This is a genomic window from Pseudomonas sp. PSKL.D1 (genome assembly GCF_028898945.1).
In the GTDB taxonomy this organism is placed as follows: Bacteria; Pseudomonadota; Gammaproteobacteria; order Pseudomonadales; family Pseudomonadaceae; genus Aquipseudomonas.
In genome coordinates this window covers 3244993-3260672 of the sequence record NZ_CP118607.1, presented here as the reverse complement: position 1 = coordinate 3260672, position 15680 = coordinate 3244993, and the positions used below count along the sequence as shown (strand labels likewise).

At 62.1% G+C, this 15680-nt stretch carries 12 protein-coding genes and 2 pseudogenes; 6 read left to right on the top strand and 8 right to left on the bottom strand.

What is annotated here, in order from left to right; genetic code table 11:
* Positions 1 to 32: 32 nt before the first annotated feature.
* Entirely contained in the window at positions 33 to 1451 is a 1419-nt protein-coding gene (gene pdxR, locus PVV54_RS14475) for a MocR-like pyridoxine biosynthesis transcription factor PdxR (protein WP_274905908.1), read from the bottom strand.
* Between the two features lie 223 nt (positions 1452 to 1674).
* On the opposite strand from pdxR, the gene PVV54_RS14470 reads away from it, so the two are divergent.
* From PVV54_RS14470 to ku, 3 genes are all read left to right on the top strand, one after another.
* Complete coding sequence (locus PVV54_RS14470) at positions 1675 to 2133, top strand: carboxymuconolactone decarboxylase family protein (RefSeq protein ID WP_274905907.1); 459 nt, start codon at positions 1675 to 1677, stop codon at positions 2131 to 2133.
* Positions 2134 to 2259: 126 nt separating this feature from the next.
* Entirely contained in the window at positions 2260 to 2397 is a 138-nt protein-coding gene (locus PVV54_RS14465) for a PSPA7_2676 family Cys-rich small protein (protein ID WP_274905906.1), read from the top strand.
* A 9-nt stretch (positions 2398 to 2406) separates the two neighbouring features.
* Positions 2407 to 3243: a non-homologous end joining protein Ku gene (gene ku, locus PVV54_RS14460; RefSeq protein ID WP_274905905.1), complete on the top strand. Its 837-nt coding sequence runs from the start codon at positions 2407 to 2409 to the stop codon at positions 3241 to 3243.
* Position 3244: 1 nt separating this feature from the next.
* Here ku and PVV54_RS14455 read toward each other — a convergent pair whose 3' ends face one another.
* Genes PVV54_RS14455 through ligD form a run of 5 tightly spaced genes read right to left on the bottom strand, consistent with a single transcriptional unit; the run spans position 3245 to position 8757 of the window.
* A complete protein-coding gene (locus PVV54_RS14455) occupies positions 3245 to 3907 on the bottom strand; it encodes a glycosyltransferase (RefSeq protein WP_274905904.1) in 663 nt (220 codons plus the stop codon).
* Positions 3904 to 4503, bottom strand: coding sequence for a class I SAM-dependent methyltransferase (locus tag PVV54_RS14450; protein ID WP_274905903.1), 600 nt, complete (start codon positions 4501 to 4503; stop codon positions 3904 to 3906). Before PVV54_RS14450 ends, PVV54_RS14455 begins: the two co-directional genes overlap by 4 nt.
* Positions 4500 to 5270 (bottom strand): PIG-L deacetylase family protein, encoded by a 771-nt coding sequence (locus PVV54_RS14445; protein ID WP_274905902.1) that lies wholly within the window; start codon positions 5268 to 5270, stop codon positions 4500 to 4502. The genes PVV54_RS14450 and PVV54_RS14445 overlap by 4 nt, the downstream gene beginning before the upstream one ends.
* Entirely contained in the window at positions 5267 to 6289 is a 1023-nt protein-coding gene (locus tag PVV54_RS14440) for an acyl-CoA dehydrogenase (RefSeq protein ID WP_274905901.1), read from the bottom strand. Before PVV54_RS14440 ends, PVV54_RS14445 begins: the two co-directional genes overlap by 4 nt.
* On the bottom strand, positions 6280 to 8757 hold the full coding sequence (gene ligD / locus PVV54_RS14435) for a DNA ligase D (protein ID WP_274905900.1): 2478 nt from the start codon (positions 8755 to 8757) through the stop codon (positions 6280 to 6282). Before ligD ends, PVV54_RS14440 begins: the two co-directional genes overlap by 10 nt.
* 464 nt (positions 8758 to 9221) lie before the next feature.
* Here ligD and PVV54_RS14430 point away from each other — a divergent pair.
* A pseudogene (locus PVV54_RS14430) lies at positions 9222 to 10656 on the top strand (IS1182 family transposase).
* Positions 10657 to 10894: 238 nt separating this feature from the next.
* On the opposite strand, the gene PVV54_RS14425 reads toward PVV54_RS14430, so the two are convergent.
* Entirely contained in the window at positions 10895 to 11812 is a 918-nt protein-coding gene (locus PVV54_RS14425) for a bifunctional helix-turn-helix transcriptional regulator/GNAT family N-acetyltransferase (protein WP_274905899.1), read from the bottom strand.
* Between the two features lie 195 nt (positions 11813 to 12007).
* Between PVV54_RS14425 and PVV54_RS14420 the strand changes: the two are divergent.
* Together PVV54_RS14420 and PVV54_RS14415 are read left to right on the top strand one after the other, a co-directional pair.
* Positions 12008 to 12595, top strand: a pseudogene (locus PVV54_RS14420) (transporter substrate-binding domain-containing protein); the annotation flags it as partial.
* 39 nt (positions 12596 to 12634) lie between these two features.
* A complete protein-coding gene (locus PVV54_RS14415; RefSeq protein ID WP_274905898.1) occupies positions 12635 to 14278 on the top strand; it encodes an acetolactate synthase large subunit in 1644 nt (547 codons plus the stop codon).
* A gap of 65 nt (positions 14279 to 14343) precedes the next feature.
* Here PVV54_RS14415 and PVV54_RS14410 read toward each other — a convergent pair whose 3' ends face one another.
* Entirely contained in the window at positions 14344 to 15675 is a 1332-nt protein-coding gene (locus PVV54_RS14410) for a c-type cytochrome (RefSeq protein WP_274905897.1), read from the bottom strand.
* Positions 15676 to 15680: the final 5 nt, after the last annotated feature.

The following is a 15680-nucleotide window of genomic DNA, read 5'->3' as shown; positions in this document are numbered from 1 at the left end:
AATTGCCTGCAGGAGTGGACCATGCACGTGCGTCAGAGCAGCGCCAGGATGCGCTTGCCCAACCGCTCGGCACTGGCTTGCGAATCAATGTTGGCAAAGCCCAGCATGAGGCCGCACTGGCTTTCGGGGCCGATATAGCAAGCGCTCAAGGCTTCGGCGTAGATGCCCGCATTCAGCAGCCGTTCGACCAGTTCGCGGTCGCACTGCGCGCCAGCCAGGCGCAGGATCAGGTGCATACCGCCCGGCTGCACATCAATGCGCGCGTGTTCGCCCAAGACCCTGCTCAAGCCTTTGATCGCCGCTACCCGGCGTTCGCCATAGAGCTTGCGCATGTGCTGGATATGCCGGGCAAAATGCCCCTCGGTGATGAACGTGCTGACGATGGCCTGGGTCAGTTCAGGGACGCCGCCAAAGAACGTTTCGGCGACCGTGTGAAAACGGTTGACCAAGGAAGGGGGCACCACCAGATAGGCGATCCGGATACCGGGAAACAGCACCTTACTGAAAGTACCTGCGTAAAGTACGCGGCTGTCACGATCAAGGCTCTTGAGCGCCGGCAGCGGGCGGCTGACGTAACGGTATTCGCCGTCGTAGTCATCTTCGATGACCCAGGCCTGCTCACGGGCCGCCCAGGCCAGCAGTTCCAGGCGGCGCGGCAAAGACAGCGACATGCACAGCGGGCTTTGGTGTGCCGGTGTCACCACTGCTGCGCGGGTGTCGGGAAACTGCTTGATGCCGCGGCTGACTTGCAGCCCATCCTGATCCACCCCTACGGGTTGAACTGCAATCCGCAAGGCCTCCAGCAACTGCCGGGTAGGGGGGTAACCGGGGTTCTCCACGATGACCCGATCGCCCGGTTGCAGCAGGGCACGAGCGACCAGCGTCAGGGTGTTGCGGTAGCCCGAGGTCACGAACACCTGGGCAGGCTGGCAACTGATGCCCCGCGCCACGTGAAGGTAACTGGCAATCGCATTGCGCAGGGATTCCAGCCCTTGGGCCGACGGGCTGGCCATGTCCGCGACCCCCGTGGCACGTACGCAACGGGCACCGATCTGCGCCCAGATCTTTCGCGGAAATTCATCCAGCGCAGGCAAGGCCATCTGCAACGGTAGTACGGGTGCCTTGTGCCGCACCGGCACGCCAGCCGTTGCTGGCCACGTGTGATCGGCGTGCGCCTGTGTCGGCCGCACATTCAAGCCCGCGGCCACCACGGTGCCAGCTTGCCCGCGAGGCTGGATATAGCCCTCCGCTGCAAGCAGCGAATAAGCGGTGTCAACGGTGCCCCGGGCCAGCCCCAGTTCCCTGGCCAGCGACCGGGCCGCCGGAATACGTTCGCCTGGCGCGAGCACGCCATCGGTGATGGCCCTGCGAAAACGCCAGTAGATTTGCCGGTAGATCGGCTCTGTTGAAGTGGGGTCGATGGGTGACCGGTTGTTGATGGGGCTGGTCATGGATGTACTCAGGGGCAATGCCCTTGCAGCAGGCAGGAACCATACAGCCTACAAGCCCTCACGGCCTCATCCCAAGGGCCATGATTGGCCTTGGCGAGTGGGCCACGATCACGTTGCTTCGGTCTTAGTATGGCCCAGTCCAAAAGCATGAACATGGCACTTCAGCCCCAGGCCAGTCAGGCCCAGGATGCTGCCCTCCAAACAGCACTACCGAGGATTGTTCATGACTCAACGTATCGACTACGCCAGCGCCGCACCGGAAGGTTACAAGGCTTTTGGCAACGTTTATGGCTACCTGCTCAAGTCCGACTTTTCGGCCGAGCTGATCGACCTGGTTTATTTGCGGGTATCGCAAATCAATGGCTGCGCGTTCTGCATCGACATGCACTCACGTGATCTGCTCAAACTTGGGGTCGCAGTTGAAAAACTGGTGATGGTGCCGGTATGGCGTGATGCCGGCGATGTGTTCACGCCTCGTGAACGCGCAGCGCTGGCCTGGGCGGAGTCCGTCACCCGGGTTTGCGAAACAGGCATCCCCGACGACGATTACATTCAGGCCGCGGCAGCATTCAACGACAAGGAGTTGGCTGAGTTGACCTACGCCATCGGCTTGATGAACGCGTTCAATCGATTCGGTGTGGCCTTCCGCACCTCTCCGGTGGGCGTTAATCGAGCCGCTTGACCGGCTGTTATGCAATCAAGTGCCTGGGCGTGAATGCAGCGGAGCAGGCAAATGCGGCTAAACCTTCGCAGCGCCGCGCAGTCACTTTCAGTAAGGGCCCGCATGACTGGGCCAGGGAGGTGGCTGATGAAGCTCGTCTGCCTGCTGCGTGGCTGCCAATGGCGCAGCCTGTTGGTGTGTGAAGTCGCCGGGCTTCACTGCCAGAGCTGTGAACGCTGTGGCGCGCTGCGCTACAGCCAGCCCGGCCAACCCTTCGATGCGTAGGAGCCGACCATGGCCCGGGCAATCTGGAAAGGCGCGATCAGTTTTGGCTTGGTGCACATCCCCGTCTCGCTGAACACTGCCGTGCGCAGTGAGCGCGTGGATTTCGACTGGCTCGACAAACGCAGCATGGAGCCGGTGGGCTATAAGCGGGTGAACAAGGTTACCGGCAAGGAGATCGACAAGGAAAACATTGTCAAAGGCGTGGAATACGAGAAGGGCCGTTACGTAGTGATCAGCGAGGAGGAAATCCGCAAGGCCAGGCCCGAAGCGACCCAGACCATTGATATCTTCTCGTTCGTCGACGCTGGCGACATTCCGCTTCAACAGTTTGACACCCCTTATTACCTGAGCCCTGACCGTCGTGGCGGCAAGGTCTATGCCTTGTTGCGCGAAACCCTGCACGGCACTGGCAAGGTGGCCCTGGCCACCGTGGTGCTGCACACCCGCCAGCACCTGGCACTGCTGCGCCCGCTGGAAGATGCGCTGGTGCTGATCACCCTGCGCTGGCCCGAAGAAGTGCGCGGGCTGGATACGCTGGAACTGGACAAGAGTGTGACCCAGAGCAAGCTCGACAAGCGTGAACTGGACATGGCCCGGCGCCTGGTGGAGGACATGAGCGGGCAATGGGCGCCTGATGATTACCATGATGCGTTTCGCCAGACCATCCTCGACCTGGTGGAAGAGAAGGCCAGCAAAGGCAAGATCGAGACCGTGGCCAAAGGCGAAGGCGCGACGGCAGAGAAGGGCGCCGACATCATCGACCTCACCGAGTTGCTCAAGCGTAGCCTTGGCGGCAAGACCAAGGCGAAGAAACCGGCGGCCAAGCGACCGCGCAAGGCCTCCTGATCTACGGTAGCTGGCGCTCCAGACCCTTGAGGTAGTCGCCAAAGCCTTGTCGTGCGCGGCTGTCCGACCGGCTGCTGGTGGCCACGCTGTGCGCCGCGGTCCATACGATCTGCGCGCCGCTGGCTTCAAGGGCCATCACCAGTTGCACATCTTCATGCGCCGGCAACGGCTGGAATCCGCCAACGCGTTCATAGGCCTTGGTGCATACGCCTAGGTTGGCGCCATGGATATGCCGATGCCCGTCCCAAGCCTGGTAATGGTTGCGGTACAACTGGCGCAGGGCGGCACGTTGCCAAGGTTGCCAGCGCTCGATGTGCACGGTGCCGCAGACCGCGTCGGCGTGCCATTGCTGCTGTGACACCAGCCAGTGCCCCGGCACGCGACTGTCTGCGTCGGTGAACGCCAGCCACTGGGCGCCGCGCTCGATCATCCACGCCGCGCCCAGGCGCCGGGCAATGCCGACGTTGCCGGCCTCCAGCTCCACGGTATGCACGCCATGGCGGCGGGCGATGCGCGCGCTGGCGTCGACGCAACGGTCGAGCACCACCAGCACCTCGACCGTCAGGCCCGCCATTTCGGCCTGTGCCACCGCGAGCTTTACGGCGCCCAGGCAGTGCCCAAGATGACGGGCTTCGTTGTGGGCGGGGATGATGACGGCGATCATGTGCAGGCCTCGTCGAGGTCCACGACACTGGGCTGGCACGACCAGTATTCGAGCAGGAAGTCCGGCTCTTCGTGGCGCAGCACCGGATACAGCGGCAAATGCCTGGCCAGCAGGGCATGGACCTCGCGGCCATCCTGCGGGCAACCGGCGATGGGGTGGCGCCAGTGGCAGGCCAGCAGACCACCGTCATAAGCCAGGCTGGCCACCGACTGCTCGATCACCCGTAGCCAGTCGGTGGGGGCCAGGTAGTAGCCGATCTCGCTGAGCACGATCAGGTCGAACTGCCCGCCCGGCCAGTCGCCCGGCAAGTGGCCCTGTTCGACGCGGGCATGGCCCATCCCCGCTAGCCGCTGGCGGGCTAAGGCCACGGCCGTTGCGTCGATGTCCTGGCACAACAGGCTGACGCAGCGCTCGGCCAGCAGGGCGCTCATCTCGCCGTTGGCGCAGGCGGGTTCGAATACACGCTCATAGCATTGACGTGGCAGGCTGGCCAAGGCCAGTTCGCGCTTGCGGCGTTCGTACCAGCGGGTACGAAAGGCCCAGGGGTCATCGTTGCCGGCATACAAATCGGCGAAATACTGTGCACCCAGGCTCATGATGGCTCCGTTGACAGAAAGACCAGCTCGAAGGGTTGCAGCAGGCAGGCCTGCAGTTGTTCTGGCACCACCGGTGGATGCTCGCCATCAGGCTGCAACTGGCTGGCATGGGCGGCCAGGGCTTGGCGTTTAAGCGCCAGAAACGCATCGCAGAGCTGCAGGCGGCGCGCCCGGGGCCAGGGCAGGCGCGCGTCGTCACAGCTTGCCCAGTGCCAGGCCCAAACCGGTATTTCAGCCAGTTGCACCCGGCAGGCCTGTGCTGCCTGGGCACAGGCCCGGCCCGCTGCCTCGTGGTCGCAATGGCCGTCACCGCGCCATGTCGTCAGCAGCAGGTCACCGGGCTTGAGCAACTGGGCGAGGTGGTTGACCAGAAAGGCTTCATCATGGGGCAGGTTGCCATCCTTGAGGTTTAGGCGACGCCAGTCGAGAAGGTTGAGATCCAGACCCAGCAGTTGCAAGGCATGGCGGCTTTCCAGCGGGCGCTGATGACGCAGGCGACGTTCTGTCCATTGCGAGGAATGGGGATGGCTGCCTTCACCATTGGTAGCAGAAATCAAAAGAACCTCCTGCTCACGCCCCTTCAGACTGGCCAGCAGGCCGCCCGCCATGAGAATTTCGTCGTCAGGGTGCGGCGCCAGTATGACCAAACGCCTCCCGGCTGGGCACAACTGCTCGGGCCGCAGCCAGGGCGCGCGGGCCAGATGAGCCGAATGCTGCCAAGTGCTCCACGGCGTCCCTTGAGCAGCCTGTATCAGGTTGTGGCTCATAGTTGCCATGCTCCCGACCCCACATTGGCCAGTTGTCGGCCCAACTCGGCCAGGTCACGTTCGGCGTGGCTCTGGCGCAGGTACACCGGCAGGTCGGCATTGAGCCGGGCGAAATGGCTGCTGCGACAGAACGGTGTGGCGCCCAGCGCCCGGCCGACATGCTGTATGACCTGTTCGACCGCCTGCTCGACCTGCGCTCGGGTGCGCCGCACCTCGAAGCTGGCGTTATCTTGAGGATGCTGGTCGATCCACGTGGCGCATTCGCGAAGGGCAGCGCGGGCACCGTACAAGGCGGCATCGACTGCACCCAGGTGCGCATCGGCATGCGGGTCGCGCCGGGGCTTGCGGCAGTGTTCTCGCAGGTAGTCTGCCAGGGCCTCGGCGGCGCCGTACCAACAAGCAGCGATGCCGGCGCCACCCTGCCAGAACCCGGGGCGTGACAGGTACTGGCCGTGGGCACCGATGGCCAGCCCCGGGGAGTGGGTGAACTCAATGGCGACACTCGCACTGGCAGCCATGCCAACGGCCTGCCAATGGTTGTCTTCAATGCGCTGGCTGGGATGGGGAAGTTCGATGGCCACCAACTGAGGCTGGTCGTCTTCCCAGGCGGTCAGCAGCGCACGGTCGATATGCAACGCACCTGAGCACCAAGCCTTGCGGCCTTGCAGGCATACATGTTCACGCTCCCGCTTGACGATGTAGGTCCGGGCATCCGGCGGCTCGGCGGCCCACACGCCCCAGATGCCGTTGCAGGCATGCTGGGCCGCACCGCATTCGGCCAGGATCGCCAGGGCGTCGGTGTGGCCTTCATAGAGTTTGGCCAGGCTGAGGTCGTAACCGGCGACCCGCGCCAGTACGCGCCAGCGTTCGAGGGTGCAGCCCTGGCCGGGCAAGGGGAGCAGGTCGAGTTGTTCGCCCTGCAAGGCGTGCATCAGTTCCATCAGGGAAGGGGCGCGGTCGATGGCCTGCGAGCGGTGAGCAAATCGCTGTAGCAATGAATCTAAGCGGGTCAGTTCCATCTTGCAATTCCCAACTGCTTGCGCATGCGCAGCGTGATTGACTGGCGGGTCTTGCCCATCTCGGCCCACGGGTCGTCGACCTGTGCAAGGCGCGCGTGAAGGTTGCCAATGTTCCACTGGTTGGCCCCCTTGAGCTGGCTCAACTCTTCGCGCCAGATCGGTACCGATACCGGCAGGCCCTCGCGAGCCCGCAGCGAGTAGGCAGCAACGGTGGTGGCGCCCCTGCCGTTACGCAGGTAGTCGATGAAGATCCGCCCGACCCGGTTCTTCGGCCCGGACACTGCGCTGAGGCGGTCGGGGAACAGCCCGGCCATGTGCTCGACCAAGGCATGGCTGAAGCCCTTCACCTCGTCCCAGCCAGCACGCCGGGTCAGCGGCACGACGAGGTGCATGCCCTTGCCGCCACTGGTCTTGAGAAACACCTTCAGGCCCAGTTCGTCGAGCAGGGTAAGAGTCAGCTGGGTGGCCTCTAACATGGCTTTCCAGGGCAACGCCGGGTCAGGGTCCAGGTCGAGGACAAACCGGTCGGGCTTGTCGAAGTCCTTGGTGGTGGCATTCCAGGTGTGCAACTCAAGCGTGTTCATCTGCACCGCGCCCAGCAGGCTGTCGGCGCGGTTGAGCACCATGGCCGCCTGGCCGGCCTGCGCCTTGCTGTAGCTGAGCAGCTTGGGGATATGCAACTGGCCGGCGTTTTTCTGGAAGAACAGTTCACCGCCGAGGCCGTCCGGTGCCCGCACCAGCGCTACAGGCCGATCCTTGAGCTGTGGCAGCAGCCAGTCGGCGACCTGAGCATAGTATTGTGCGACCTGAAGTTTGCTGGCACCACTGATGGCGTCAACCTCGCGGTCGGGGTGAGTCAGATGCAAGGTGCCCAATGCCTCGGGTTTTGTCTGTGCTGAGCGTTTGACGGGCATTGCTCGCTCCAGGCCGATGGCGGTGGCGGGTTTGTCGTCGCGCAGGCCGTGGAACACCGAGTGGCGCACGATGCCCTCGCGGGTCATTTGCGCATACGCGACTTCTGCCAGCAGCTTTGGCTTGAGCCAATGCACGCCGCGGGCTTCGGCGCCGGTGGGTGGGCTGGGCAAGGCGGGCTTGGTGGTCTGCAGCGGTTTCAGGCGGGCGTGAATGCTGTGCAGCGTGGCCGCGCTGAAACCGGTGCCGACTTTGCCGGCGTAGCGCAACTGGCCGCTGTCGTGGTCGTGCAGGGCCAGCAGCAGGGCGCCAAAGCCGTTGCGGCTACCTTTGGGGTCGGTGTAGCCGACAATCACGAATTCCTGACGCTGCTTGCACTTGAGTTTGACCCAGTCACTGCTGCGCCGGCCAATGTAGGGGCTGTCGGCACGCTTGCCGATCAGGCCTTCGAGTTGCAGCCGGCAGGCACTGTCGAGCAGTGACTCGACGGGCGCCTCAAAGTCGGCGGAGTACCTGAGCACTTGGGTTGCGTTGCCCTCCAGCAACCGGGCCAGGGTGGCACGACGCTGTTGCACCGGCAGTTCGCGCAAGTCCTCGCCACCCAACCAGGGCAGGTCGAACACGTAGTAGGTAATGCGCTCGTCATGCTCAGTGTCGAAGGCGTTCTGCAAGGCCTGGAAATCGGCCACGCCGTTGTTGTCGACCACCACCATCTCGCCGTCCAGCCACGCCGAGTCCAGGCCCAGAGCCCTGAGCGCCTTGACCTGGCGGGGCATCTTCGCTCTCCAGTCGTGGCCATTGCGGGTGAACAGGCGTACGTCGTCACCGTCGATACGCGCCAGGATGCGGTAGCCGTCGAACTTGATTTCGTAGCGCCAATCGCCGCTTGGCGGGGCCTCGACCAATGTAGCCAGTTGCGGCGCAAGCCTGTCGGGCAGCGGTTTGCGTCCGGCCTTGCGATTGCGTGCGGCAGCGGTCGCCCTGGCCGGGCGGCGTGGGGGCAGGGTGCGCTCACTCAGTACGCTGCCCGGCAGGGCTTCGACGATGCTGTAGTCGGTTTCGCTGCGCGCCTGCCCGTCGTGGGATTTGACCAGCATCCACTGCTCTTTCTTGCCGGCCAGCTGGGTGCGGAACAGGTTCCAGACCCCTGACAGCTTCTCGCCCTGCAGGCGAAAGCGCAGTTTGCCCTTTGCATAGGCTTCGCGCGGGTCGCCTTCGGGCTCCCACACCCCCCGATCCCAGACAATGACATCGCCGGCGCCGTAGTGGCCTTCGGGGATGTGCCCCTCGAATTGGGCATAGTCCAGCGGATGGTCCTCCACATGCACCGCCAGTCGCCGGACCTTGGGGTCAAGGGAGGGCCCCTTGGGGATCGCCCAGCTTTTGAGTGTGCCGTCGAGTTCAAGGCGGAAATCGTAATGCAGGTGGCTGGCGTCGTGTTTCTGGATGCAGTACTGCAGTGCGTGGGCCGAGCGCAGGCGTGGGCGTTTGCCTGCGGGTTCGGGCGTTGCATCGAAGTTGCGCTTGCGCTGGTAGTCCTGCAGGGAGTTGGCCATGACGGGCTCCGGACGGGTACGCGGGTCTCAGGATTGGGAGGCGGCGTTGGCGTGAGGAGTTCAAAAAAAGCGAGGGACGGGGGCAGGCAGTAACTCTGAATCATTTGCCACTGACGCTTGCCTGGCCACGTAAAGTCGTCAAAGTCAAAGACTCTCAGGATCCCCGAAGAACATTTGGATAGGCCTCTGGAGCGGCATTTATGGCCTCAAAAAGCAGAAATGTACCCGCAAAAATACCCGCGATACCCCCAGCAGGATGCACGATCGAGAATGGCGATTTCTGACAGCTTTCGAGGTGGCGCACACTGGACTGTAGTGTATCGCCATGGCCGTATGTGTGGAATCACGGCGGGCCTGCTTAGGATTGGGGCGTCTACCACGAGCGGCAGCATTCGACCCAGGCTGTGTGAAAACACCTGCGATTGTCTAACCTTCTGATCGTCGAGATCGTGGCGGGGACGATCATGAAGCGGTTCATTGAGGGTGAGGCCCGGACGCAAGTCACGCTGCTGCCGGAGTGCCTGGATGATTACATCACCGAAGAAAACCCTGTTCGGGTGGTTGACGTTTTCGTCGATGAACTCGACCTAGGAGCGCTCGGGTTCGAGGGTGTCGATCCGGCTGCAACGGGTCGTCCGGCCTACCATCCAGCAGTCCTGCTGAAAATCTACATCTATGGCTACCTCAACCGGATTCAGTCCAGCCGCCGGCTTGAGCGCGAGGCAGAGCGCAATGTCGAGCTGATGTGGTTAACGGGCCGGTTGGCTCCTGACTTCAAAACGATTGCCGACTTTCGCCGAGACAACGGCAAAGCCATTCGCAGCGCCTGCCGGCAATTCGTAGTGCTTTGCCGCAACCTCAATCTTTTCTCCCAGTCGATCATTGCCATCGACGGCAGCAAATTCAAAGCCGTAAATAACCGCGACCGCAACTTTACCCAAGGCAAGATCAAGGCGCGCATGCAGCAGATCGAGCAGAGCATTGACCGCTATCTTGCGGCGATGGATTCGGCGGATCGGGCAGCGCCCGAGGTCGCCGAGGCCAAGGCTGAACGGCTGAGCGAAAAAATAGAAAAGCTGAAACAGCAGATGACGAAGCTCAAGGACATTGAAGCGCAGCTTCACGCCAGCCCAGATCAGCAAATCTCTCTTACCGATCCTGATGCACGCTCAATGGCCACAAGTGGCCGAGGTACTGGCACGGTTGGCTACAACGTACAAACAGCAGTCGATGACAAACACCATCTGATCATTGCTCATGAAGTCACTAATGTTGGCAATGACCGAACGCAGCTGAAATATGGCGAACTAGGCACGCGAAGAGATCGGCGCTGAGTCGCTGACAGTGGTCGCCGACCGAGGCTATTACAAAGGTCCGGAGATCCTTGCTTGCGAGCAGGCAGGGATCACCACTTTTGTCCCGAAGCCGCTGACATCAAGCAGCAAAGCGGAAGGCCGATTCGGCAAGCAGGATTTCATCTACATCGCTGCATCGGATGAATACCGATGCCCTGCGGATCAACTACTGACCCGCAGGCATTCTTCGGTGGAAGACGGCATGTTGCTGCACTCCTACTGGTTTTCTGGCTGCCAAAGTTGCTCCATGCAGAAGCAGTGTACGACGGGTAAGGAACGCCGGTTGAAGCGCTGGGAGCATGAAACGGTAGTCGAAGCCGTGCAGATCCGATTGGAGCATGACCCAGGAAAGATGAAGGTTCGCCGGCAGACGGTGGAGCACCCCTTCGGAACACTCAAATACTGGATGGGAAGCACTCACTTCCTGACCAAAACCCTACCGAGGGTAAGCACCGAAATGAGCCTTCACGTGCTTGCCTACAATCTCAAACGAATGATGAGCATCTTTGGCATCGCTGGGCTGATTGAAGCGATCAGGACTTGAGGCCAAGCATTTTTTGCGTCCGTATACGGCTATTCGGGCCGCTGCCGCGGCCCAAATAGCGCGGGCCGCGTCCGGTGCCCGACTGAGGTAGATCAGCACTTAGATCTGTTGAATTGACAGGGTGCCCCAGCCTCTTTCGCTACTCGACGTATTTACTTGCGTTTTCACACAGCCTGGACCCATTGCAGCCGTTCAGCACTGGCAGAATTCGATCCCTCTCAGCCAGTGCTCCCGACACTTACAGTTCCCGAGCCCAAGTCTGGCTGACGAGGTCTTTTCCGAAGCTGTGTACCTGTTCTTCTTCGACCAATTGGAAACCTGCTTTCTGATAGAGCTTTCGGGCATCGACAAGCACACTTGTTGTCCAGAGGATCATGTGCTTGTAGCCCGCGAGCCGCGCAAACCGAATACTCTCTTCCAGCAACCGATTGCCGATTCCCATGCCCCTGGCGCTCGCGTCAACGTAGAGCATCCGCAGCTTGGCGGTCGTCTGGTCATGTTTGACGACAAACACCGAACCGATGACTGTGCCCTCTTTTTCCGCGATCCAGCATCGCTCGCAGGACGGGTCGAACTCACGAAGGTAATTGGCGACGATTTCCGCCACCAGCGCTTCGAACTCCATATTCCAACCGTATTCGCGGGCATAGAGTTGCGCTTGTTGCTGAACAACAATGCCCATGTCGCCTGCTTGTGGATCGCGCAGGATGTAGGAACGATCACCGTCGCCCAATTGGATTTGGATCTTTTTCATGGCTTGGATCAATTGCTCTTGCTGGGGCTCAGACAAGCCTTGCAACATCAACACGACTTCTTCACGAGCGGCTTGCTCCAGCGAGGCCAGCACCTGACGACCTGGCTCGGTGAGCTGGATTTGAGAGGCTCGGGCGTCGATTGCCGAACGAGATTTGCTGATCAGCCCTTTTTTCTCGAAGCCACCGATGACTCGGCTGAGGTAGCCGGCGTCCAGGTCGAGCAAATGGCAGAGGTCTGAACTCTTCAGGCCAGCACTGGCGCCCAATTCAAAGAGGATGCGTGCCTCAGTCAAGGAGAATTCGGCTTCGAGCAGGTGCTCTTGCAGCGCGCCAATCTGCCGTGTGTAGAAGCGGTTGAAACGGCGGACGATGTCAGCGCGCTCCAGGAGGGTTGTAGTCATGAAAATGCTCATATAGTTGCTTTTAGCAGCTATATTATTGCCTTAGGCAACTATGTCAATCCTCTCATGTGCAGATGCATGGGCAGCGATGGGGCGATAGTCGCCTCTCGCAACCGGCAGGTTTCGACCCATAGCTGACATTCAAGGCTCAGGGCTAATTCAGGGGTTCGTTAGCTTCTCCACATCAAAACACGCCAGGCCTTGGCCGAAGAGCTTGGCGTACCCCTGCAGATGCGCACCTACGACGCCGCCGGCAAGGTCTTCGCCGATTTGGAGGAGGGCGTCTGGAACCTGGCATTCCTGGCCATCGAACCGGTACGCGAGGCGCAAATCGCCTTCAGCGAGCCCTATGTGCTGATCGAGGGCACCTACCTGGTCAGCCGCGATGCCCCGTACCAGCACGTCGAGGAGCTCGACCAGACCGGCCTGCGATTGGCGGTCGGCAAAGGCGCCGCCTATGACCTGTACCTGAGCCGCACCCTGGAACACGCCGAGCTGGTGCGCGCTGACACCTCCGCCGGTGCCGTCGACCTGTTCATCGAGCAAGGACTGGAGGCCGCCGCCGGGGTTCGCCAGCCGCTGCAGAATGTCGCCGATGCCGATGCGCGTTATCGCGTGCTGGACGGTGCCTTTACCGCAATCCGTCAGGCCATGGCTGTACCCCGTGGCCGGGACCATGCGGCAGCCTACGTGCGCGACTTTGTCGAGCGCCAGCTGCGCAGTGGTTTTGTCCAGGGTGCCTTGCTGGCCACCGGGCAGACCGATGTCAGCGCCCCGCGCTGAAAACCTGTATTCAAACGAAGACCTGAGGTAGTAACCCCAATGGCCAAGGCCGCCGATGTCGTTGTGCAATGCCTGGAAAACGAAGGTGTCGAGTATGTGTTCGGCATTCCTGGTGAGGAAAATCTCGACCTGCTGGAATCCCTGCGCAAGTCGAAGATCAAGCTGGTACTGACCCGCCACGAGCAGTCCGCGGGCTTCATGGCTGCCACCTATGGCCGCCTGACCGGCAAGACCGGCGTCAGCCTGTCGACCCTGGGCCCTGGCGCGACCAACCTGGTGACCGCCAGTGCGTACGCCTACCTGGGCGGCATGCCGATGATGATGATCACCGGCCAGAAGCCGATCAAGAAGTCCAAGCAGGGTCGCTTCCAGATCATTGACGTGTGCGGCATGATGGACCCCATCACCAAGTACACCCACCAGTTCGCCTCGGCCGACAACATCCCGGCCCGCATGCGCGAAGCGTTCCGCCTGGCTGAAGAAGAAAAGCCGGGCGCCGTGCACCTGGAGCTGCCGGAGGACATCGCCGCCGAGCAGACCGACGCCCTGCCGATCCCACGCAGCCTGCACCGCCGCCCGCTGGCCGAGCACGTGGCCATCGAAGCCGCCGTCGAGACACTGCAAAAGGCCCGCAGCCCGATCCTGGTGATCGGTGCCGGTGCCAACCGCAAGATGACCGCCAAGGTCCTCAAGCAGCTGATCGACCAGACCGGCATCCCATTCGTCACCACCCAGCTGGGCAAGGGTGTGGTCGACGAGCGCAGCCCGCGCTTCCTGGGCAACGCCGCGCTGTCGTCCGGTGATTTCGTCCACCGCGCGATCGAAGCGGCCGACCTGATCATCAACATCGGCCACGACGTGATCGAGAAGCCGCCATTCTTCATGGTCCGTGGCGGCACCGAAGTCATCCACATCAGCTTCCGCTCCGCCGAAGTCGATGCCGTGTACTTCCCGCAGGTCGAAGTGATTGGCGACATCGCCAACGCCGTGTGGCAGATCAGCGAAGCGCTGACCGATACCGCGCACTGGGACTTCACCCGCCTCATGGCCATCCGTGAAGCGAACGAAGCACAGATGGCCGAAGGCGCCGACGATAACCGCTTCCCGGTCTACCCGCAGCGCATGGTTGCCGACATCCGTCGCGTGCTGCCGTCCGAAGGGATCGTTGCCCTGGACAACGGTATCTACAAGATCTGGTTCGCTCGCAACTACAAGGCGCACAAGCCGAACACCGTGCTGCTGGACAACGCCCTGGCAACCATGGGGGCTGGCCTGCCATCGGCCATGGCGGCCCACCTGGTGTACCCGGACCGCCCAGTGATTTCAGTCTGCGGCGACGGCGGCTTCATGATGAACAGCCAGGAGCTGGAAACCGCTGTGCGTCTGGGCATGCACATTACCGTGGTGATCCTGCGTGACGACGGCTACGGCATGATCCGCTGGAAGCAGGCCAACATGGGCTTCACCGATTTCGGCCTGGATTACGGCAACCCGGACTTCGTCAAATATGCCGAAGCCTACGGTGCCAATGGCCACCGCGTGGAAAGCGCCGAAGGCTTGCTGCCGCTGCTCCACCACTGCATTTCCAACCCTGGCGTGCACGTGATCGACTGCCCAGTCGATTACAGCGAGAACGACCGCATCCTCAACACCGAGCTGCGCCAACGGGCATTGGCGGTTTAAGCGCTCGCTTCAAGTTTCCAACACGATGCCGGAGCCATTACGTGGCCCCGGCATTACGTTGGATGTCAGTGCTGTAAAGCCTTCTGGGTATCGCTGGCCGCGATCCCCGGATGCTCTTCTGCCAACGACCGTCGAACGGCTTGCACCTGCTCAGCTGTCACGTGCGGCGCCTTGTTCCCCCAGCTGTTGCGAATGAACGAAACTAGTTGAGCGGCTTCCTGGTCATTGAGCCGCCAGCTGAAGTCCGGCATGACCAGGTCGGAGGGCGCCTGTTGAGTCGATGGTAGCCGGCTGCCCCCCAGAATCACCCGGATCATCGAGCTTGGGTCCTCGGACAGCACCGAAGGGTTGCCAGCCAGTCGGGGGAACACTTCCTGATAGCCCAGGCCATCGGTCCGGTGGCAGGCGGCGCAATTGTCCACATAGAGTTCAGCACCCCGGCTAGGCGACTCTCCAGACCACAGCGCTTTGGCCGTCGTGTCGTCCGCCTTGAACGCCACCTTGTCCGAGCCGGGTACATCGGGCAGCGACTTCAAGTAGCGGGCGATGGCCAGCAGGTCCTGGTCCGTCAGGTATTGGCCGCTGTGCTGGATCACATCGTTCATGGCGCCAATGGACGAGAAGTGAGCATTGCGGCCGTCGCGCAGTGTCTGCACGATATCTTGCTCTCGCCATCCTCCCAGGCCATCCGGTGCATTGGCGCGCAGGCTAATGGCAACCCAGCCGTCGATCACCTGGCCACCGGCGAGGTAGGTGGGGGCACGCTCATCCAGCGACTTCTCCTGAAGGGTCAACGCTCGGGGCGTGTGGCAGCTGCCACAGTGGCCCAGCCCCTGAACTAGGTAGGCGCCGCGGGCGATCTGGGCGTCGTCATACTTCAGCGGCCCGGTCGCTGCCATCGGTTCGACCGCAGGGGCAAAGAGGTTGCGCCAGATGCCCAGGGGCCATCTCATCGACAGCGGCCACGGAATTTCGCTTTCACGGTTTGCCTGGTTGACCGGTTCGACGCCATGCATGAAGTACGCATACAACGCCTTGAGGTCGACATCCGTGACCTTGGCATAAGACGGGTAGGGCATGGCGGGGTAGAGCGTGTAACCCGCCTTCGTCACACCGTGGCGTACCGCTTTGTCGAAGTCTTCGAGGGTGTACTGGCCGATGCCGGTTGTCGGGTCCGGGGTGATGTTGGTCGCGAAGATCGTGCCTATGGGCGTGGCCATGGGGAGGCCACCCGCATACGGTTTGCCATCTTTGGCGGTGTGGCAGGCGACGCAGTCTCCTGCCCGGGCGAGGTATTCGCCTTGCTTGATCAGCGCCGGATTGGTGTAGTCGTCGGCCCACAGCGCTGGCGCCGTCGCCAGCAGTGCAACCGCCACGGATGCGTGAAGCGTCTTCATCGGTT

Bases quoted from the DNA above. Each gene is read 5' to 3' on its own strand.
- pdxR (WP_274905908.1), bottom strand. From the start codon at position 1,451: ATGACCAGCCCCATCAACAACCGGTCACCCATCGACCCCACTTCAACA.
- PVV54_RS14470 (WP_274905907.1), top strand. From the start codon at position 1,675: ATGACTCAACGTATCGACTACGCCAGCGCCGCACCGGAAGGTTACAAG.
- PVV54_RS14465 (WP_274905906.1), top strand. From the start codon at position 2,260: ATGAAGCTCGTCTGCCTGCTGCGTGGCTGCCAATGGCGCAGCCTGTTG.
- ku (WP_274905905.1), top strand. From the start codon at position 2,407: ATGGCCCGGGCAATCTGGAAAGGCGCGATCAGTTTTGGCTTGGTGCAC.
- PVV54_RS14455 (WP_274905904.1), bottom strand. From the start codon at position 3,907: ATGATCGCCGTCATCATCCCCGCCCACAACGAAGCCCGTCATCTTGGG.
- PVV54_RS14450 (WP_274905903.1), bottom strand. From the start codon at position 4,503: ATGAGCCTGGGTGCACAGTATTTCGCCGATTTGTATGCCGGCAACGAT.
- PVV54_RS14445 (WP_274905902.1), bottom strand. From the start codon at position 5,270: ATGAGCCACAACCTGATACAGGCTGCTCAAGGGACGCCGTGGAGCACT.
- PVV54_RS14440 (WP_274905901.1), bottom strand. From the start codon at position 6,289: ATGGAACTGACCCGCTTAGATTCATTGCTACAGCGATTTGCTCACCGC.
- ligD (WP_274905900.1), bottom strand. From the start codon at position 8,757: ATGGCCAACTCCCTGCAGGACTACCAGCGCAAGCGCAACTTCGATGCA.
- PVV54_RS14425 (WP_274905899.1), bottom strand. From the start codon at position 11,812: ATGACTACAACCCTCCTGGAGCGCGCTGACATCGTCCGCCGTTTCAAC.
- PVV54_RS14415 (WP_274905898.1), top strand. From the start codon at position 12,635: ATGGCCAAGGCCGCCGATGTCGTTGTGCAATGCCTGGAAAACGAAGGT.
- PVV54_RS14410 (WP_274905897.1), bottom strand. From the start codon at position 15,675: ATGAAGACGCTTCACGCATCCGTGGCGGTTGCACTGCTGGCGACGGCG.